The organism is Gemmatimonadales bacterium (assembly GCA_036265815.1).
Taxonomy (GTDB): Bacteria; Gemmatimonadota; Gemmatimonadetes; order Gemmatimonadales; family GWC2-71-9; genus CAVVWJ01.
On sequence record DATAOI010000114.1, the window covers coordinates 1 to 20,296 of the forward strand.

At 69.1% G+C, this 20,296-nt stretch carries 16 protein-coding genes; 6 read left to right on the forward strand and 10 right to left on the reverse strand.

Annotated features, from left to right (window positions below; genetic code table 11):
• Positions 1–384: 384 nt before the first annotated feature.
• Positions 385–579 (reverse strand): hypothetical protein, encoded by a 195-nt coding sequence (locus VHR41_20985; GenBank protein HEX3236682.1) that lies wholly within the window; start codon positions 577–579, stop codon positions 385–387.
• Between the two features lie 139 nt (positions 580–718).
• Here VHR41_20985 and VHR41_20990 point away from each other — a divergent pair, with 139 nt between their 5' ends.
• Complete coding sequence (locus VHR41_20990) at positions 719–1,369, forward strand: hypothetical protein (GenBank protein HEX3236683.1); 651 nt, start codon at positions 719–721, stop codon at positions 1,367–1,369.
• A gap of 69 nt (positions 1,370–1,438) precedes the next feature.
• On the opposite strand, the gene VHR41_20995 is transcribed toward VHR41_20990, so the two are convergent.
• Together VHR41_20995 and VHR41_21000 are read right to left on the reverse strand one after the other, a co-directional pair.
• On the reverse strand, positions 1,439–2,119 hold the full coding sequence (locus tag VHR41_20995; protein ID HEX3236684.1) for a hypothetical protein: 681 nt from the start codon (positions 2,117–2,119) through the stop codon (positions 1,439–1,441).
• 74 nt (positions 2,120–2,193) lie between these two features.
• Positions 2,194–4,917: a protein kinase gene (locus VHR41_21000; protein ID HEX3236685.1), complete on the reverse strand. Its 2,724-nt coding sequence runs from the start codon at positions 4,915–4,917 to the stop codon at positions 2,194–2,196.
• Positions 4,918–5,094: 177 nt separating this feature from the next.
• On the opposite strand from VHR41_21000, the gene leuS reads away from it, so the two are divergent.
• From leuS to VHR41_21015, 3 genes are all read left to right on the forward strand, one after another.
• A complete protein-coding gene (leuS, locus tag VHR41_21005) occupies positions 5,095–7,662 on the forward strand; it encodes a leucine--tRNA ligase (protein ID HEX3236686.1) in 2,568 nt (855 codons plus the stop codon).
• Between the two features lie 246 nt (positions 7,663–7,908).
• Positions 7,909–10,590: a protein kinase gene (locus VHR41_21010; GenBank protein HEX3236687.1), complete on the forward strand. Its 2,682-nt coding sequence runs from the start codon at positions 7,909–7,911 to the stop codon at positions 10,588–10,590.
• 151 nt (positions 10,591–10,741) lie between these two features.
• Complete coding sequence (locus VHR41_21015; protein ID HEX3236688.1) at positions 10,742–11,119, forward strand: hypothetical protein; 378 nt, start codon at positions 10,742–10,744, stop codon at positions 11,117–11,119.
• A gap of 96 nt (positions 11,120–11,215) precedes the next feature.
• Here VHR41_21015 and VHR41_21020 read toward each other — a convergent pair whose 3' ends face one another.
• The gene (locus VHR41_21020; protein HEX3236689.1) at positions 11,216–11,716 is read right to left on the reverse strand and encodes a DinB family protein; all 501 of its coding nucleotides are present in this window, start codon (positions 11,714–11,716) and stop codon (positions 11,216–11,218) included.
• A gap of 242 nt (positions 11,717–11,958) precedes the next feature.
• Positions 11,959–12,351 carry an amidohydrolase family protein gene (locus VHR41_21025; protein ID HEX3236690.1) on the reverse strand — a complete coding sequence of 131 codons (393 nt, stop codon included), beginning with the start codon at positions 12,349–12,351 and terminating at the stop codon, positions 11,959–11,961.
• Positions 12,352–12,510: 159 nt separating this feature from the next.
• Between VHR41_21025 and VHR41_21030 the strand changes: the two genes are divergently transcribed.
• Positions 12,511–15,075, forward strand: coding sequence for a protein kinase (locus VHR41_21030; protein HEX3236691.1), 2,565 nt, complete (start codon positions 12,511–12,513; stop codon positions 15,073–15,075).
• A gap of 77 nt (positions 15,076–15,152) precedes the next feature.
• Here the strand turns inward: VHR41_21030 and VHR41_21035 are convergent, their stop codons facing one another.
• The 5 genes from VHR41_21035 to VHR41_21055 all read right to left on the reverse strand — a co-directional run bounded on the left by VHR41_21035 (position 15,153) and on the right by VHR41_21055 (position 19,929).
• Complete coding sequence (locus VHR41_21035; protein HEX3236692.1) at positions 15,153–16,361, reverse strand: alpha/beta fold hydrolase; 1,209 nt, start codon at positions 16,359–16,361, stop codon at positions 15,153–15,155.
• 65 nt (positions 16,362–16,426) lie between these two features.
• Positions 16,427–16,981: a cytochrome P460 family protein gene (locus VHR41_21040; GenBank protein HEX3236693.1), complete on the reverse strand. Its 555-nt coding sequence runs from the start codon at positions 16,979–16,981 to the stop codon at positions 16,427–16,429.
• Between the two features lie 139 nt (positions 16,982–17,120).
• A complete protein-coding gene (locus VHR41_21045; GenBank protein ID HEX3236694.1) occupies positions 17,121–17,774 on the reverse strand; it encodes a response regulator transcription factor in 654 nt (217 codons plus the stop codon).
• A gap of 8 nt (positions 17,775–17,782) precedes the next feature.
• Positions 17,783–18,166, reverse strand: a complete 384-nt coding sequence (locus VHR41_21050; GenBank protein ID HEX3236695.1) for a response regulator — start codon at positions 18,164–18,166, stop codon at positions 17,783–17,785.
• A 104-nt stretch (positions 18,167–18,270) separates the two neighbouring features.
• Positions 18,271–19,929 carry an MASE4 domain-containing protein gene (locus VHR41_21055; protein ID HEX3236696.1) on the reverse strand — a complete coding sequence of 553 codons (1,659 nt, stop codon included), beginning with the start codon at positions 19,927–19,929 and terminating at the stop codon, positions 18,271–18,273.
• Positions 19,930–20,115: 186 nt separating this feature from the next.
• Between VHR41_21055 and VHR41_21060 the strand changes: the two genes are divergently transcribed.
• Positions 20,116–20,296: hypothetical protein (locus VHR41_21060; protein HEX3236697.1), on the forward strand; the 181-nt coding region annotated here is incomplete at its 3' end.

Genomic DNA, 20,296 nt, shown 5'->3' on the forward strand with positions numbered 1-20,296 from the left:
AAGAAGTGCGCCCGGCTCTGCCACTCGATCTTGGTCCGACCCACCAGCCGCAGGTAAGCCTCGTGCACCAGCGCGGTCGCCTGCAGCGTATGGCCTGGGGGTTGACGGCGCATGTAGCTCTCCGCCTGGCGGTGGAGCTCATTGTAGACGGCGGGAAGCAGGGCCTCCAGCGCCGAACGGTCGCCCTTCCCCCAAGCCTGGAGGAGCGCGGTTATCTCGTGTGTGGAAGAAGGGGAGGAGGTCATGCCACCCTTGACACTATGCCGCCGCTGTACCGGTTGGTCAAGAAGCGATGGGTCCTGCAAGGGCGGCCCGGCGTCTTCGGAAGCCCGAGCTGTGCTGCGGTTCGAGGATCCAGGGAGGGATGTAGCGCACTATGGCGGCCTAATCGTCCGGCCGAGTCGGAATGTCAGGCTCGTGGCCGGGTGTCTTCGCGCCGTAGTGATCGGCCAGGTCCCGGCCGCCGAACCCGTGGGTGAAGCTCTCCTCGATCTCCGGCAGCATCGTCGCATTCCAATCGAACCACTCACGCACCAGCCGCCGATAGTCATCTTTCCGGCGGTCCTTCAGGTTGGTCATCAATGCGGCGCCGATTAGGCTGGCCGATGGTGCCGAAGCGAGCGGCCCCTAGTCCGCTGGTTGGCGGTAACTCGGCGATGCGGCTATACTTACGTCTTCACCCCCCTTGAGCAACGACTGTGGCACCGCAGGAGACGCTGTGGGCTTCGAGCTGAAGGATGCTTTCGAGGTCGCGCGAACCGAGATCGCGGGATATGCCCAGTGGTTCACCTCCGCCTTGGCAAGCCCCACGTACATCGGTCAGCGTGCCCTCGAGTGGCGCGACGACGGCGGTCCGGCTGGCGCTGGCGGGAACAAGGATTTCTACGCCGTCCTGCTTGTCAGTGCGGTGCTCGGAGCGACCATCGGCGCGATCATTCCAGATCGTCCACCACTCAAGGATCGATTCACCGTCGCGCTGGTCGTGGTTCTCGCCTGGTTGTTCATCAGCGTCTGCACCCATTTCTTCGTACGGCTGTTCCGGGGCACGGCACCGCTCGGTGTGACGGTGCGGGCGATGATGCAGGTCCTGGCCATGGCATACGTGGCCAGCAACTTTGTGGCTCTGCTGGTGACGTCCGCGGCCGCGGTGTTTACGCCATTGAAGTCTCTCCTGGTCCACAACGACCTCGAAACACCCGGGAGTATCCTTGTCCTGGCTCAATTCCTCCTTCTCCTCGTCTATATCCCTCTGACACTCCGCGCGGCCCATGGCACGAGGGGCATTCTCGCCGGGACGGCGGTCGGTGTACTCTCGGCCCTGTTCGGGGCGGGTATCGCCATGGCACTCGTCACGCAGCAGAGTTGCTGAGCGAGGACAGAGGCACCGGCCCCACCACTGAGCTCGCGCCACTCCCGCAGTGCCTGCACATCCCGGGTGTCACGAATGCCGCCTCGCCTCGCCGGCCGCTGCAATGGTCCGCCGTGCCAACGCCAGGCGCTGCCGCAGCGCGGGAACCGCGCTCGCGGTGGCAGGGTTGGCGGCCAGCTTGCCTAGCACCAGATCCACCGCGTCCAGGCCGAGTCCGGCGCCGAAGCGCGTCGACACCTGGCTGAGCGCGCTCTGGAAGCGCGGATCGGACGCGAGCTCGGTCTGTCCCAGCGCCTGAGCCTTGGTGAGGATGTCGGAGACGGCGGCGACCGCCCGGCTGGCATTCGCGGGGGACGAGAGCGCGCCCGGACCCGCGAGCCGCGCCACCTCCGGCAGGCTCGCGGCGAAGCGCTGCATGGCGGCGGCCTGTCCCGGGTTCCGCGGCTTGTGCATCAGCGCCTGCGCGGCGCCCATGATGGCGAAGGGCGCCATCGCAGTGTGGGTGAGCAGCGGGGTCCCGTTCACGGCGCCGGCGAGCGGCAGGACGGCGAGCGCGAGGGCGCCAACGGCGTGCACCAGATGCAGCGCCGTGCCCTCGACCTTGAACACCATGCCGATCAGGTCGCGCACCGGCGCGAAACCGAACAGCGCGGCCGCCACCAGGCAGGCAATGGCAGCCTGACTGCGTCCGTCCACCTTGAAGTGCTCGTAGCCCGCGAGGCAGCCGAGGGCGACCAACAGGAACACCACGTGTAGAAAGAATCTCGCGACGAGCGACCCGAGCGGGCGGGGCGGGGACTGGAGCGCGGAGCGGAGGTCGGTCGTCAGGTGGTCCCTCGCGCCAGCCGCTCGAACCGTGGGTTCCCGCGAAGCGGCGCGAACTCGGGATCGATCCGAAGCCAGGCGGGTGAGAGATAGTAGGGGACCGACATCACCTTCTCGAGCTGATCGAGCGCTTTCTCCGGCTGCCCGGTGTGCAGGTAGATCCGTGCGAGCTGGTGCACGAAGTATGGGCCGGTTTCCGCGTCCTTCTCGATCGGGAGCAGGGCCACCCCGCGCTGGCCCTCGGCGACCGCCTCGTCGCGCCTGCCGGCATAAGCCAGCGCGAGACCCCGAATGACATGCCGCTGCGCATCGTTTGGCGTCTCGCGGAGGTGCTGGGTGAAATACCGCTGCGCGGAGTCGCCCCAGGCGCGGCTCGCGGCGTGGTCGCCGCGCCAGCCGTAGATCTGCGCGCGCACGATGCCCATCGCCGCAGGATCGTCATCGAACGCTTCCGGCCCCAGAGACAGCACCAGCCCCTGGGTCGAGTCGTCGAGCACCCACCCGAGGTCCCAGTAGTTCGACATGTACTCGGCCAGATCGGCACGGGACACCTCCGTCGCGCCGGCCACGATCCGGCGTGCGCCCGCGACATCCCCTTCGCTGAGCGAGACCATCGCCAGCCGCTCGGTGAGCGAGAGGCTCGTCGGCGTCAGCGCCCGGGCGCGCTCCGCGATCGGCTGCGCTTCGGCCGGCCGGCGCATCCAGAGCAGGGTCCAGGCAACCTGGCCGGCCCGGCTGGACGACCGCGGGTCGAGCGCGTACGCCGAGCGTGCGTACCCGAGCGCCTTCTCGTACCGGCCCAGCGACCGATTGACCGTGCCCAGCACCGCGAGCGCCGTGGCATCGCCGGGCGCGGCTTTCAGCGCCGTCTCGAGCTCGGTCGCCGCGCGGGCGGCGTCGCCGTCCACGACCAGGTAGTAGCGGCCCAGCGCTATATGGCCCACCGCGCCGCTCGGATCGACCGCGATTGACCGCTTTGCCGCCGCGAGCGCCTTCTGCGCCACTTCTTGGCTGGGCGAGCTGTTGGCATAAAGCAGAACCAGGTTGACGGCCAGCTCCGCCCAAGCATCCGCGAACGTGGAGTCGAGCCGCACCGCCTCCTCGTACTGCGCGATCGACCGGCGGAGCTCGGGCGGGCTGTTGCTGGCGCCGCCGCCGGTGGCCGCGCGGGCACGGAGAAACGCGTCGTACGCGGCCGGGTCCCGCGTCGGCGCCGCGGCGAGCCGCTCCTGGGCCGCGCCCGGTAGCGCCACCCGCATCGCCTGCGCCACCTGCCCCGCGATGTCCGCCTGCACCTTGAACACGTCGCTGAGCGGCGCTTCAAACGACTGCTGCCACTTGCTCGCGGCCGCGCCGTCGCCGCTCACCTGCACCAGCTCGGGGCTCACCTGCACCCGGCTGGTCCCGTCGGCGCTCTTGGCCCAGCGCACCGTGCCGGTCAGCAGGTACTGCACCCCCAACTCCGTGGCGATCTGCCGCGGGAGCTTGCTCGAGCCGGCGTACTGCACCGAGCTCCCGCGCGCGATCACCTGGAGTTGTGGCAACGCCGTGAGCTTGCCGCGCACGGCGTCCGCCACGCCGCTGGCGAAGTAGGCATCGGCCGAGTCGCCCAGGTTCTCGAACGGGAGCACCGCCAGCCGCATCGGCCCGTTCGTGCCGGCCGAGGGCCCGGCCGCCCGCCGCCAGGCGAACAGCACGCCGAGCCCGATGAGGATGCCCATCAGGAGCGCCGTCGCCGCGACGGGCATCTTGCGGCGCTGGACCGGGCTCTCGACCCGCTGCTCGGTCGATGCCTGCGCCGTGGCGGAGGTGGGCGTGGTGACGACGGTCGGCGGGGCCGACGACGTGGGCGCCGCGGCGGCCTGGGCCGCGGCGGCCTGGACCGCGGCGGCCTGGAGCGCCTGGCCGAACTGCAGCATGGTCCCGAACCGGTCGGCCGCCACCGGCGACAGCGCCTTCCGGATCGCCTGATCCGCCCCATCCGGCACGTTGGGCCGGGTGGAGCGCACGCTCGGCGCCGGCTCGGTGAGGCGCCGTACCAGCATCGCCTGCGTGGTCGCGCCGCTGAACGGCGGCTGGCCCGCGAGCATCTCGTACAGCACCGCGGCCAGGCTGTAGACGTCGGTGCGTGCGTCGAGCCCGCGATCGCCCGCGGCCTGCTCCGGGCTCATGTAGGCCGGTGTTCCGACGACGAGCCCGGTCTCGGTGAGCTTTTCGTCACTCCCGCTCCCCAGGCCGCGGGCGATCCCGAAGTCGGCCACCAGCGTGTTGCCATCGTCGGACAGCAGCAGGATGTTCTCCGGCTTGACGTCCCGGTGGATCACCCCGTGGCTGTGGGCGTACTGCAGCGCCTGCGCTGCCTCGCGGGCGATCCGGAGCGCGTCCTCGACCGGAAGCTGGCGCTCGCGCCGGAGCCGGTCGCGCAGGCTCTCGCCTTCCACGAACGGCATGGTGAACCAGAGCCGCCCGCCGGTCTCCCCGGAGTCGAGGACCGTCAGGATGTGGGGATGCTGCAGCCGGGCGGCGAGCTTGATCTCTCTAAGGAAACGCTCGGGCCCGAGCGACTGGGCCAGCTCGGGATGGAGCACCTTGAGCGCGACCGGGCGGTCGTGCTTGAGATCCTGCGCCAGGAAGACCGTCGCCATTCCGCCGCGCCCGAGCTCGCGCTCGAGCGTGTAACTCCCGGCCAGCCCTGCCTGGAGTTGCGTATGGAGATCGGTCATCGTCGCGGGGTTAGAGGGAGTGGGCAACCGCTTCAATAGTAGGACTCGGCCGAGCGCTACGGAAGCCTCCGCTCCCGGCCGGAGCCGCGGACCCGGAACCCGCGCCGCTGCGGTAGCAGTAACCCCACGGCCCGAATAGATTTAGCACTCGCTCGCAAACCCGCTCGAGGCTGCCTGATGGCGAAGACCGACACCAAGACGACCGCGTCAACCACCGACTCCGCCGCCACGCCCGGGTCGGCGGGTAACGCCTACGACCCTCAGACCGTCGAGGCCAAGTGGCAAGCCCGCTGGGCCGAGCGGCACACCAACGAGCCCGACCTCGAGGGCGCGAAGCGGCCGTTCTACAACCTCATGATGTTCCCCTATCCGTCGGCCGAGGGGCTGCACGTGGGGAACATGTTCGCCTTCACCGGCAGCGACGTCTACGGCCGGTTCAAGCGGCTGCAGGGGTACGACGTCTTCGAGCCGATCGGGTTCGACGCCTTCGGCATCCACAGCGAGAACTACGCGATCAGGGTCGGGATCAACCCCGGCGAGCTGATCCCCCGGAACATCGCGAACTTCCGCCGCCAGCTCCGGCGGATCGGCGGGATGTTCGATTGGCGCCACGAGCTGAGCACCACGGATCCCAAGTACTACAAGTGGACCCAATGGATTTTCCTGCAGCTCTTCAAGGCGGGGAAGGCGTACAAGAAGGCGGCCGCCGTCAACTGGTGTCCCAAGGACAAGACCGTCCTGGCCAACGAGCAGGTGATCAACGGCCACTGCGAGCGCTGCGACACGCTGGTGGAGCAGCGGACGCTGGAGCAGTGGTTCTTCCGGATCACCGAGTACGCCGACCGGCTGCTGAACGATCTGGACGACAAGGCCAAGATGGACTGGTCCGAGTCGACTTCGACGACGCAGCGCAACTGGGTGGGCCGCTCGGAGGGCGCGCAGATCGATTTCCCGCTTCCCGGCGAGGCGCAGGCCGACGGCGACGCGGGCGACGCCATCCGGGTCTTCACCACCCGCGCCGACACCATCTTCGGCGCGACCTTCATGGTCCTGGCCCCCGAGCACCCGCTGGTGGACTACCTGGTGACGGGCGAGCAACGCGCGGCGGTGGACGCCTACCGCAAGGCCGCCGCCTCGCAGGACCTGGTCTCCCGCAAGGTGGGCGAGCGCGACAAGACCGGCGTCTTCACCGGCGGCTACGCCACCAACCCGGCCACGGGCAAGCAGATCCCGGTCTGGATCGCCGACTACGTATTAATGGAATACGGCACCGGCGCCATCATGGCGGTGCCTGGCCATGACGAGCGGGACTTCGAGTTCGCCAAGAAGTTCGGTTTGCCGATCGTCCGCGTGGTCGCCGAGAGTCCGTCATCCCCGGGACTGTCATCCCGAGCGGAGCGAGAGATCTTGCCCGCCGACCCCGACCTCCCCATGGACGCCCCCTACGTCGACAACGATCAAGGCGTTCTCGTCAACTCGGGACGTTTCAACGGTTTGACCGTCCCCGCCGCCCAGCGCGCCATCACCGCCTGGCTCGAGTCGCAAGGCGCCGGCAAAGGCGTCGTCAACTACCGTCTCCACGACTGGTGCATCTCCCGCCAGCGCTACTGGGGCCCGCCGATCCCCATCATCTACTGCGACCAGCACGGCGCCGTCCCGGTCCCGGAAAAGGACCTGCCGGTCGAGCTCCCGATCATCGAGGACTTCCGTCCCGACGACACCGGCGTCTCCCCGCTCGCGCGGCACGAGCGCTGGTACCACGTCCCGTGCCCGGTGTGCGGCAAGCGCGCCCGCCGCGAGACCGACGTGAGCGACACGTTCCTCGACTCGGCGTGGTACCACCTGCGCTACCCGAGCACCGACTTCGACGACCGCCCGTTCGACCAGGCGCTGACGAAGAAGTGGCTCCCGGTCACCACCTACATCGGCGGCAACGAGCACGCGGTCTTACATCTGCTCTACGCCCGCTTCATCACGATGGTGCTGAACGAGCTGGGCCATCTGGACTTCGACGAGCCGTACAAGAAGTTCCGCGCCCACGGCCTGATCGTGAAGGACGGCGCCAAGATGTCCAAGTCGCGCGGCAACGTCGTTATCCCGGACGAGTACATCGCCCGCTGGGGGGCCGACACCTTCCGGATGTACCTGATGTTCCTGGGCCCGTTCCAGGAGGGCGGCGACTTTCAGGACGCCGGCATCAGCGGCCCGCGCCGGTTCCTGGACAAGGTCTGGGCGCTGGTGGGCGACGCGTGCAAGACCCACGCGGACGACGAGGTGCGTCACGAGACGCTGGTGAAGTACCACCAGACCATCAAGAAGGTCACGGAGGGGATGGAGGACCTGCGCTACAACACCAGCATCGCGGCGCTGATGGAGCTGGTGAACGCGCTCCGGCAGGACAGCTGCACCCAGCGGACCCTAGTGGAAGGCCTGATTGTGATGCTGGCGCCCTTCGCGCCACATTTTGCGGAAGAGAGCTGGGAGCGGCTCGGGCATGGCACGTCGGTGTTCGACGCGGGCTGGCCGGAGTGGAACGAGGCGCTGACGGTCGAGGACAGCGTCGAGGTGGTGGTGCAGGTGAATGGGAAGACGCGGTCGAAGGTGACGGTGCCGCGCGGGGCGGAGCAGGGGGTGGTGGTGAAGGCGGCGGGGCGGGATGCGGCGGTGCGGAGGTTTACGGAGGGCAAGGAGGTTCGGAAGGTGGTGTATGTGGCGAATCGGTTGCTAAACCTGGTGGTGAGCTAGAGAAATTGGTAGACACCGGAGTCGCAGCCGCCCGCGCTAACATGGACCGGGGGAGGCTGGCCAAGCCCCGCCAACCCCTAGCCTCCCCCGGCCCCAGCAGCCCGCTCGCACCGGGAAACCGGCCTCCGATCCGAAACTATCTGGCGCCGCGCCCCGACCCCCATTTAGTTATCCTCGACCCCATCACCGGATAGACAGACACTGACGCCCTGCGCGAAATTGTCGGTCTCTTTGAGCGGGCGCTGAATGGAGACCGACGCCGTTCACCGACTGCAATCGCTGGTCGCCGACCGCTACCGCATCGAGCGCGAGCTCGGCCAGGGCGGCATGGCGACAGTCTACCTCGCCCACGATCTCAAGCACGGCCGCAAGGTCGCCATCAAGGTGCTGCGGCCCGAGCTGGCCGCCGTCATCGGCGCCGATCGGTTCCTGCGCGAGATCCAGACCATCGCCACCCTGCAGCATCCCCACATCCTCGGCCTGATCGACAGCGGCGAGGCGAGCGGCACGGCGTACTACGTGATGCCGTTCGTCGAGGGGGAGTCGCTCCGCGATCGGCTGGTCCGCGAGAAGCAGCTGCCCATCCCTGAGGCAATGCGGATCGCGTCCGAGGTCGCCTCCGCGCTCGACTACGCCCACCGCCACGGCGTCATCCACCGCGACATCAAGCCCGAGAACGTCATGCTCCACGACGGGTCGGCGCTGGTGGCCGACTTCGGGATCGCGCTCGCCGTCTCGAGCGCCGGCGGCTCGCGCATGACCGAGACCGGGATGTCGCTCGGCACGCCGCACTACATGAGCCCCGAGCAGGCGATGGGTGAGCGCGCCATCACCCCGCGCAGCGACGTCTACGCCCTGGGCGCGATGACCTACGAGATGCTGATCGGCGACCCGCCGTTCACCGGCAGCACCGCCCAGGCGATCGTGGCCAAGGTGATGACCGACAAGCCGGCCTCGCTCCAGCACCAGCGCGAGCGGGTGCCCGACGCGGTGGAGGACGCGGTGCTCACCGCGCTCGAGAAGCTGCCGGCCGACCGCTTCGCCAGCGCCGCCGAGTTCGCGGCGGCGCTCCAGGGCAAAGGCACGCGTCCCACGGCCGTCCGCCGCGCCGCGGCCCCGGTGCCGCGGGCCCGCCGCTGGATTGTGCCGGCCCTCGCGGCGGTCGCCGCGGTCACCACCGTCGCGGCGGGCCTGATGGCGCTCCGCCTCGCCCAGCGTCACGCCCAGCCGGTGGCGCGCTTCACGCTCGACATCCCCGATCTGCGGGTCAACTTCACCGGCTTCTACGGCACCTCGCTGGCCATCAGCCGCGACGGCGCGCGCATGGCCTTCGTCACCCGGGCCGGCGAGAACGTCACCCGCCTGGCGGTGCGCGACCGGGCCGACCTCGAGCCCCGGACCCTGGCCGGCACCGAGGGCGGCGACGGCCCCTTCTTCTCCCCCGACGGCCAGTGGATCGGCTACTTCGCCGGGGCCAAGATGTACAAGGTGCAGGTGACCGGCGGAGCGCCGGTGCTCCTGGCCGACCGGGCCCAGCTCTCGCTGCCCAGCGGGCTCTGGCTTCCCGACGGCCGCATCGTCTATTCCGGGGCGGACTACAACGTGTCGGTGGTGGACCAGGACGGCGGCAACCCGACGGTGCTCGTCCCGCCGCCGGCCACGGGCGGACAGGGGTACCCTGCCGCGCTGCTCGACAACCGCCTGCTGGTGCTCACCCGCTGCGGCAACACCTGCGCGGGGCCCGCCATCGTCGCGATCGATCTCAAGACCCACAAGGAAGACACCCTCCTCGCGGGCGCCACCCGCGCGACGCTGCTCCCCGACGGGCTCCTGATCGCGGTCCGGACCGACGGCACGGTGGTGGGCGCGCCGTTCGATGTCCGGCATCGCCGGCTCACCCGCCGGCCCGCGTCGCTCTTGAGCGGCGTCCAGGTGGAGATCGGCGTCAATGCCGAGCTGGCCTTGGCCGACGACGGGACCCTGGTCTACCTGCCCACCAACCCCTTCGCCGGCGTCGCGACCGTGGTGGAGGTGGACAAGAGCGGGCGGAGCCGGGTGCTCGATCCCGCCTGGCACTCACGCTTCATCAGCGCCGACCCGTCGCCCGACGGGCGCAGCATCGCCGTGGCGACGACCGAGGGATCCGGCTCGACCCTCTGGGTCAAGCAGCTCGACGCCGGGCCGCTCACCCGGCTCACCTTCACGACCGGCGCCGTCAACTACCGGGCCGCCTGGCTGCCGGACGGCCGCTCGTTGAGCTACAGCTCCGACGCGGAGCACGGCACCCACCTGTACCGCCTCCGGGCCGACGGGAGCGACAAGCCGGTACGCCTGTTCCCTAACGACACGGCGCAGATCGACGAGGCGAGCTGGTCGCGCGACGGCCACTGGCTGGGGTATCGGACCGGAACGGTGCCGGGCATCCGCGATGTGTACCTCCGGCGGCTCCAGGGCGACAGCACCCCGATCCCGGTCGCCACCGGCCAGGCGGACGAGTACATGCCGGCCGTCTCGCCCGACGGTCGCTGGATCGCCTACGTCTCCATCGAGTCGGGGCGGGAAGAAGTGTACGTGCGGCCGGTGCCGGATCCGAACCGCGCCCGCTGGCAGGTCTCGCCGGCGGGCGGAAGTAACCCGGTGTGGGGGCCCACGGGACGGGAGCTGTTCTACGTGGCCCGCGGCGACACCATGATGGTCGCCGAGGTCGGCGGAACGACCGACTTCCAGGTCACCAGCCGGCAGCCGCTGTTCGGCACGGCGCCCTTCGTCTTTACGCCGTGGCACCAGGGTTTTGGCGTCCGCCCCGATGGCCGGTCGTTCATCATGCTGCGACGCACCGATGCATCCGCCGGCGCCGAAGCGCGCCGCCTCGCCGTGGTGCTCAACTGGGTCACCGAAGTGCGGGCTCGGCTGACGGGGGCGGAGTGATGGGATCCCGAGCCCCTAACCTGCAGGCACTTCACGTTATCCGCCGCACGCTTCCCCCGCGCCACGCCGCCTGACCGCCGCTCCAGCAACGGGTTAGCCGTTGGCACGGCCTTCGCACGCCAGCGGCCCATCCATCAACTCGAGGGCCGACATGAAGCGTGGAATCCTGGCGGGCGGAATCCTGGCACTGGCGTTCGGGACCGGCTGCAGCTCCAGAACGCAGGAACGCCTGGTGGTGACACCCCCGCCTCGGGCCTCCGAGCGGCGGGGCCCAGCGCGCGAGGTCGTCGTGGTGGAGCGCACCCACGTCCCGAGGGGGCACGCGTACGGCTGGTGGAAGCAGCACGGCTATCGCGAGGTCACCCTGTACTACGACGGCACCAGCTACTACAGCCGGCAGCTCGAGCCCACGGGGTTTCGTGCCGTGATCGTCTACCAGCGTGAGGGCAGGTATTATCTGCCGGCCGAGGACGACGTCCATGAGAATCGCCACGGCCACCACCACGACGGCGACGACGACAACAACTGACCTTCCCGATCCTGGGTCTGTCGTCCCGCCTCTTCCAAACGAACGGCCGCCAGAGGTCATGCGCTCTGGCGGCGGTTTCGCGTGGGGCGGCCTCGGTCACACCGCCGCAGGCACCCCCTGCGCCAGCGCCTGGCGGATCCGCGCGGTGTGGTGCCAGCTGTGCCGCACGGCGTGGTCTTCCAGGAAGAACTGCGCGGTGAGCGGCGTATCGAAGTAGAGCGAAATGGGGGCCGAGCGGTCGAGCTGCTCATCGGTGAAGGCGCGGAGCGCGTCGGCCGCCAGCGTGCTGTTCTTGCGGAGCAGCGCGATCGCCTCCTCGCGGGTGGTGCCGGCATGCTCGCGGGCATGGGTGGCGTTGATCTCGTGGACCGCCTGCCAGGTCACACCCGTAATGGCGTTCCCGCCGGCCACGGTCTGGGCCAGCTCGATCTCGAGCGGGTACATCGTCGCGACGTGATGCACGATCACGCCCACCGTCCGGCCGTCCCGCGGCACCCGGGTCTGCCACTCGGCGTCCGTGAGGGTGGCGGCCAGCTCGGCCAGGGCGGTGGCTCCCTGGAGCAGGGTCTCGGCAAGGGCGTCGGAACGGCGGGTCATGTCAGCCTCCAGTAAAGGTTTCGGGTACAGAGTCGGTGCGGGCTATTGGTGGTTCTTGGGCTCCTATCCTTTCATATGCGTGGAACCAGCCCCCAGACCTGACATGCCCCGGGTAACTGGAACGCCGAGTGGCGCCTTGCCTCGCAGCGCTCGAGGCATGCTCAGGTTTTGTCCGAGTCACGCCCCCCATGGAAATTGCCTGGTGATGGTATGGCGCTCGCTCACCAGGAGGCATCCATGGCTCACCGCATCGCACGCTCCACGGCACCGTCCACCTGGCCTCTTCTCGTGGCGGTCTCCCTGCGGTAGTAGAACCGGCCGTCGGCGACCACCGCGTGGATGCGAGTCGTGTGGCGGATGTCCACCAGCGGGTCGGCGTCCAGCAGCACGAGGTCCGCGAGTTTGCCCGGCGCGATGGTGCCGAGGGAGTCGGTCGCGCCCAGATACCGCGCCGGCTCGAGCGTCGACGCCGGCGCGCGCCATGGCCCGGCGAGGCGGACCCGGAACAGGACCGGCCGCGCGCTGCGTTGCCCGGCGGCGGAGGCCGAGTCCACCGGGACGTCGGCCGGCACATGCTCCGGCACCGGCAGGCCCCGTCGCCGCGACTCGGCCACGCTCGGCAAGGGCGTCGGCACGGCGGGTCATGTCAGCCTCCAGAAAGGTTCCGGGTCCAAGGGCCGCACATCACGAGCCGCGGGCTCACCGTAGCTGGCGCCCCGGCTCCCGCGGCATTTACTTGACCCCGTCCCCAGAACCCACTTCCGCCAAATTATCCCCGGACCAGGGAAACCCCAATGGGCGTGCCGGACGGCCTGCGCGATGCCCTCGCCGACCGCTACGCGATCGAGCGCGAACTCGGTCGCGGCGGCATGGCCACCGTCTACCTCGCCCACGACCTCAAGCACGACCGCCAGGTCGCCCTCAAGGTCCTCCGCCCCGAGCTCGCCGCCGTCCTCGGCGCCGAGCGGTTCCTGGCGGAGATCCGTGTCACCGCCAACCTCCAGCACCCCAACCTGCTGCCGCTGTTCGACTCGGGCGAAGCCACCGCCCCCGACGGCCGCTTCCTCTATTACGTCATGCCCTACGTGGAAGGCGAGACGCTCCGCGCCCGGCTCGAGCGCGAGCGCCAGCTCCCGCTTGACGAGACGCTTCGTCTGGTCACCCTGCTCGGCAACGCCCTCGCCTACGCCCACGCCCGCGGCGTGATCCACCGCGACCTCAAGCCGGAGAACATCCTCCTCCAGTCGGGCCAGCCCGTGATCGCCGATTTCGGCATCGCGCTCGCGGTCGCCCAGGCCGGCGGACCTCGGGTCACGGAGACCGGCCTCTCCCTCGGCACCCCGCACTACATGAGCCCCGAGCAGGCCGCCGCCGAGCGGGAGATCGACGCCCGGTCCGACCAGTACGCCCTGGCGGCGGTGACCTACGAGATGCTCTCCGGCGAGCCGCCCCATATCGGCCCCACCGCCCAGGCGGTGATTGCGCGGCTCATGACCGAGCCGGTCCGGAGCCTGCGCGCGACTCGCCCAGGCGTGCCCCTCGAGGTGGAACACGCGGTCACCCGCGCGCTGTCCAAGTCGCCGGCCGACCGGTACGCCTCGGTGGCCGACTTCGTCGCCGCGCTCACCGGCCCCGCCAGGCCAGAACCCGAGCGGTCACGCCGGCTCGCGCCGCGGTGGCTGCTCCTCCCCGCCGCCGGCCTCGCGATCGCGCTGGCGGTATTCGGTGTGAGCCGCCTCCGACCCGGAGGTTACGCGGACGGCGCCGCACCGAGCGACAATCTCCGAGTCGTGGCCGTCCTCCCGTTCCGCAACCTCTCGCGCGACACCGCGCAGCAGTACTTCAGCGCCGGGATGACCGAGGAGATCGCCAGCCAGCTCTCCCGCGTCGCCGCGCTCCGGGTGCTGAGCCGCGCGGCCACGGCGCCGTACGACACGGCGGGCGACCGACTGCGGCGGATGTCGCGCGAGATGGGCGTGGGCAGCGTGGTGGACGGGAGCGTGCGTCTGGCCGGCGACCGGGTCCGCATCGCCGTCGAGCTCACCAGCGTGCGCACCGGCCAGGCGCTCTGGTCGGAACAGTACGACCGCCAGCTCTCCGACCTTTTCGCCGTGCAGGACGACGTCGCCCACAAGGTCACGACGGCGCTCCAGGCTCGGCTCACTCCCGCCGAGGCGAAGCGGGTGGCCCACGCCCCGACCTCGAACATGGCCGCCTACCAGCTCTACCTGAAGGCCCAAGACCTGAGTCCCACCCAGCGCGGCGGGAACGTGGCCCGCGCCGAGCTGCTGCGGCAGGCCATCGCGCTCGACTCGGGATTCGCCGAGGCCTGGGCCCAGCTCGCGCGGAACCAGATGTTCCGGAGCGTGGCGGGCGAGCGGATCTACACCGACTCCGGGTTCATCGCCGCGCGGAAGGCGGTGGCGCTCGACCCCGAGCTGGCCGACGGCTGGTTCGCGCTCGGCGACCTCGAGAGCGTCGTCTTCAAGCTGTCCGACGCCCGGCGCGCCTACCTCAAGGCGCTGGCGCTGAACCCGAGCCACGGCGGCGCCATGGCCGACCTGGCCAATGTCTACGTCGCGCTCGGGCGCTACGATGAAGCGCTCGACTGGTCGCTGCGCAATCAGCAGCTCGCTCCGACCCAGAGCCATGGTCCCTACCACGTCACCCTCGGCCTGATGCCCCTCGACGACGACTCGGCCACCGGCCAATATCTGCTCGCAGCCGAGCGCCGCTTCCCGGCCGAGCCCAGGATCCAGATTCTGCTGGCCTGGCTGGACCAGAGGCGCGGACTCAACCAGGCGGCTCTCGAGCGTGCCCGGCGCATGGTGCGGGATGACCCCGACAATACCGAGCTCCCCCCGAACCTGGCCGAGCTGGCTGTGGTGACAGCAGCCCCCGATGCCGAGCGTCTCATCGAGCCGCTTGCCCGGCAGGATCCCGAGGCCGCCGGGCAGATGTTTCCCGAGTCACTCCGGTCGCTCCATGCCCTGACCCTGTACCGCCGGGGGGACACCCGTCGCGCCGCCGGGCTGTGGCGGGCCTCGGCCGCAGCGGCGCACCAACACCTCGATGCCGGCGAGGAGAGCTACAACGCTCCGATGGAGTTGGCCGCGATCAGCGCCATCGAGGGCCACACCGACGCGGCACTCGAGTGGCTCGAGCGCGGCTACCGGGCCGGATGGAGGGACGCCCGGTTCCTGAATCTCGACCCCTTCTTCGCATCGGTGCGGCGGGAGCCGCGGTACCAGGCCCTGGTCACGGCCATGACGCAGGACGTGGCGGAGATGAGGAAGCGCGCGGCGGCGGCGCATCCCTCGTTGTTCGACCGGGGTGCGGCTCGTGCTCGAACAGGTTGAGGGGTCTGCGTGTTCCCACCGGGCCGCTGCCCCGTGTCAGGTCGGCGCCGCACAGGCACTCTTCGAGCCACCGTGACCTACCGCAGCGACTTGAGCCCCGCGCGAAGATCTTCCACGATCGCCTGCGGCTGCTCCCAGGCGGCGAAGTGCGCGCCTTTCGGATGCCGCTTGTAGTAGACCAGCTTGGGATAGGCCTTCTCGGCCCACTTCCGCGGACACGGGCAGATCTCCTCCGGGAACGCGCTCACCGCGACCGGAATCTTCACTCCCTTCGGCGCGAAGAACACCAGCTTGTTCTCCCAGTACAGGCGAGTCGACGACACCCCCGTGCCGGTCAGCCAGTAGAGGGTGATGTTGTCGCAGATATCGTCCCGCGTCAGGCCCTCGGCGACGCCGTCGAACACCCGGGCGATCTGTCGGTACGTCCAGATGTCATGATCGATGATCCACGCGGCCAGGGCGACCGGAGAGTCCTGGAGCCCATACAGCGTCTGCGGCCGGTGCCCCATCTCCTGGGCATAGCCGAGACCGTGCTTGTAGAAGAAGGAGACGTGTTCGAAGGACGCCGTCTCCTCCTCGTCGAGGCCGGGAGGCGGCGCCGCGCCGGCAAAGGCCGCCGCATCGACTTCGGGCGGAATCGCGCCGGCCATGTTCGTATGAATGCCGACCAGCCCCTTCGGGGCCTGCACCCCCATCTGGTCGACGATGATCGCCCCCCAATCGCCGCCTGTCGCGGCGTAGTGCTGATATCCTAGGCGCTCCATCAAGGTCGCCCATGCCCGAGCTATACGCTCGGGGCCCCAGCCAGTCGTGGTGGGCTTGCCCGAGAAGCCGTAGCCCGGCATCGACGGGATCACCAGGTGAAACGCCTCAGCAGCGCTCCCGCCGTGGGCCGTGGGATTGGTCAGCGGCTCGATGATCTTGAGCTGCTCGATGATCGAGCCCGGCCAACCGTGGGTGACGATGAGCGGCAGGGCCTTCTCATGCTTCGAACGAATGTGCATGAAATGAATGTCGAGCCCGTCGATCTCGGTGATGAAATGCGGGTAGGACTTGAGCCTTGCCTCGACCTTGCGCCAGTCGTGCTCCGTCGCCCAGTAGCGCGCCAGCTTCTGAATCGTGGCGAGCTGGACGCCCTGGGTGTCGTCCGTGACGGCTTCCTTCTCGGGCCAGCGCATGGCCTTGATGCGCCGTCGCAACTCCTCCAGCTCCGTATCGGAGAACTCAAAGCTGAACGGCCGGACCGCCGGGGCGGTACCAGCTGGCTTTTCGAGCGTGGCAGGCATGGGAAACTCCCTTCCTTCTGGTCGGGTGGGGGCGGCGATGAGCGTTACTGCCTCAGCTCGTGATCTCACCGGCCCGCGTAGTTCGTGAACACATAGTCCCGGTTCTTCACGATCGTGTGGCACGCGAAGCCACACTTCGCATCGTGCCCCTGCGGGGGCTTGGCGGTCGTATCGGCGGGCGTGAAGGTATGGGTGGCGGAGTCGTACTCGAACGCGCCCCATCCCCAGCCGCCGCTGTCGGCGAACCGTTTGCTGTCCTTGACCATGAAGTCCGCGTCATGCTGCACCCCGGGCACGGTGGCGGCGGGGAAGGTCTTCAGCTTGGTCGGGATCCAGTGGATCTTGGCCATCTTGGAGCCGTCGGGGAACGGCTTCCCGTTGCCGGGAATGCCGGCCTTGTAGGCGGCGATCATGACGGAATTCCCGAGGATCGCGGCCATCGCGGGTCCGTTCTGACTGATCGAGATGAGATGCCAACCCTCGTACCCCCTGAACTCGGAAAACGCGAGGCCACCCGGCACCTTCACGGAGTACTTGTCCTGGGCGGACAGGGCGCTGCCGCTCAGGGCGCCCAGGAGTGCAGTCGCGAGCGCCATCGTGCGGATGCCATTGCTTCCCATAGCCGGTTTCTCCTTGGTCAACCGTGACGATCCTTCCCGAACACGAAGACGCGGCTCCTCTTCGCGTGCAGACCGATCAACATGCCTGCCATAGTGACAGTGATCGTGGACTGCGTCCATTGCACAATGGTATCGGTGCTCAGGACCGTATCGGTGCCGGACCCTCGTTCACCGCCGCCAGATCGACGCCGAGCCGCTCGGCCATCTTGACCAGGTCGGCCAGCGAGCCGGCGCCCATCTTCCGCATCACCTTTCCGCGGTGGGCCTTCACCGTGATCTCGCTGATGTGCAGCTCGCCAGCGGTCTGCTTGTTCAGGAGCCCCGAGACCACAAGGGCCATCACTTCTCGCTCACGGGCGCTGAGCGTGGCGTAGCGGTCGCGCAGCACCTGTGCCTCCGAACGCTGCTCGAGGGACGCGCGACTGCGTTCGAGGGCGCTCGCGATGGCGTCCAGGAGCACGTCGTCCCGGAATGGCTTGGTGAGGAATTCGGCGGCCCCCGCCTTCATCGCCCGCACCGTCATGGGCACGTCACCATGTCCGGTGATGAAGATGATCGGCATGTCGCTGCGATCGGCCCCGAGACGACGTTGGAGGTCGAGCCCGTCGAGTGCCGGAAGCGATACGTCGAGCACCAGGCAGCTCGGGACGAGGGCCCGGGGCCTGGCGAGAAACGCCTCGGCGGACGCGTACGTCTCCGGCCGCCAGCCGGCCGCACGGATCAGGAGGTCGAGCGATTCGCGGACCGATTCGTCGTCGTCGACGACGAACACGAGGGGGCCAGGAGTCGTCACACCTTCCCTCAGGCCACTCGCAGCGCGGAGCCGATGGCGGCTAGCAGCGCGCTCTCGGTGAACGGCTTGAAAAGGCAATCCACGGCACCCTGCTCGAGCAGACGGGGAAGCATCGTCCGGTCTCCATGCGCCGTGATGAAGACGACCGGCATCGATTGGCCGCGGCGCTGCAGCTCGCACTGAAGCTCGGGTCCCGACATGCCCGGCATTGTCACGTCGAGGACCAGGCACTTCGTCCGGCCCGGGTCGCCGGAGGCGAGGAACTCTTCGGCGGACGAGAACGTCTCGACTTCGTAGCCGGATTCGCGCAGCAGCTCCGGGAGCGACTCGCGCACCGACTGATCGTCGTCGATGACCGTAACCAGGGGACGCCTCGCCGAGTCATGGGTCATACCGATCCTTTCGCATCCCGCGGCGCTCCAGGACGATACGCCCACGGGTCTGCCCGGGGTATCACACCTTGGTATCGGTCTCCCAACCTGGAACTCCCCCTAGGTCACAGGAGGCCGGCGGTGGCCGCGGCGGGGCCCAGCACGAACTGGAATATCGCGCCCCGTGGTACGTTCGGCACGATCCACAGCGTGCCCTCATGGGCCTCGATGATCGAACGGCAGATCGACAGGCCCATTCCCATGCCGTCGGCTTTCGTGGTGTAGAGCGGATTGAACACCTGCTGGACGTCCTCGGCATTGACCCCTGTCCCGGTGTCGGCGATGGCGACGAGGACGCCGCCGTCGCCCTGGACCTCGGAGCGCACGGCGAGCACGCGGGGGTCGTCCACGGTGGCCATCGCCTCCATCGCATTGGTGATCAGGTTGAGGAGCACCTGCTGCAGCTGGATGCGATCGCCCATGACCCTGTGCAGCCGTTCATTGAGCGCGAGCCGCACCGCGATGCGGTGACTGATCAGCTGGTCCTGGAGCAATGCGATGGCCTCCTCGATGAGGCCGTTGACGTCGAGGGGGGCCCTTACGCGCGCGTCGGGCCGGAAGCTCGCCCGGATGCGGTCGAGCACGGCGGCCGCACGGTGCCCATCGTCCGCGATCTGCCTGAACCCCGTCATCGCCTTGTCCAGGTCGGGCGCCCCGCGATCCAGCCAGCGCACGCCCGCGTAGGATCTCGTGATCATGGCGGTCAGGGGCTGCTTGAGCTCGTGCGCGATGCTGGCGGCCACGGCGTCGCCGGTGATCAGTCGGGCATCGCGCTCGCGCCGCTGCGCCTCGACGGCGCGCTGCAGCATCGCCCGCTCACGCTGCAGCATCGTGTTCGATCGGGCGAGGCCGGCATACAGCTTCGTCATCTCCGCCAGCAGCACCACCATCACGACGGCGGCGGTCACCAGCTGATAGAAGCGACCCGCGTACCACGCGAGGTTGTAGCGGCCGGCGCTCAGCACAGAGGCCAGGAGCACCTCGAGCAGCAGCGCTGAGAGGGCAACGACGAGCCACTGGTCGAGCAGGGAGCGCTGGCGGCGCCAGAGGAGCCACAGGGCGGCGCCGCCCAGTGCCAGCACCACCAGGCCGCCGATGGTGCGACGAAACAGACTCAACGGGTGAACGTCGACGAAGGTGACGGGGAGCAGGTCCTGATGCTGCGTCACGAACCAGAACAATTCGATCACCAGGGCGAGAACGCCCGCGACGCTCAGGCCGATGGCGGCTCGCGTGACGCGTGCGTCGGCCACCCGGTCCGTGTCCTTGAGCAGCGCGTAGCCCATGATGGCCAGGGGCAGCCCCGAATGCCAGAACCAGTAGAGCCAGACGGCGGACTGCAGTCCCGAGCCCAGGACGCCGGCGGGCGTGAAGGCGCCGGGAAAGGCCAGCGCATGGGCGATCACGATCAGCGCGCTGAACAGATAGCCGCTGGCGATCACCAGGAGCGCCCACTGCCGGAGGAGCGAGAACTGGGCGAACAGCAGGGCCGCGGTGACGCAGTCGCTGACGCACAGGGCGGCGGCAAGCGTCGGGACGAACGCGTGGACTTCGGGCAGGCGGATTTCCGCGAAGGGCGATGTGCCGGCGAGGATGACGAGCAGGACCAAGAGGAAGGCGCGCGCCATCCGGCGCTGGCCGGCCGTGGGAGCAATGTTCGCCAGGACCTGCGGCTCGGTCGGGCTCGGGGCCGGTGCCAAGGCTGCGTCCTTGCTGTTCGTCATCGGACTCGGAGTCACGGGCGGATCGGTGGCTCAGAGCCAATGTTACTCCAGCGCTGGTCGGGGTGCCAGCGGGCCGCCGATACCATCGTGCAATGGATGCGGGCTTCCCCGGCTCGTACTCTGGCCGGGTGGGATTCGTCGCGGCCAACCACCTACCCCGATCGGAGCACTCGAAGGAGGCACCGTATGTCGGAAACGCCAAGCGTCGACCGCGGCTCCGTTGACGGAGCTGCCCTGGCGTGCGTCACGATCGTGCTGCTTCTCGCCGGCATCTGCATCCGCTCGGCGCCCGTCGCTGCCCAATACACCAGCGCCAGTGGCGCGTCGGCCGGGTCGGAGGACGGCTATCCCCCCATTCCATCCATTC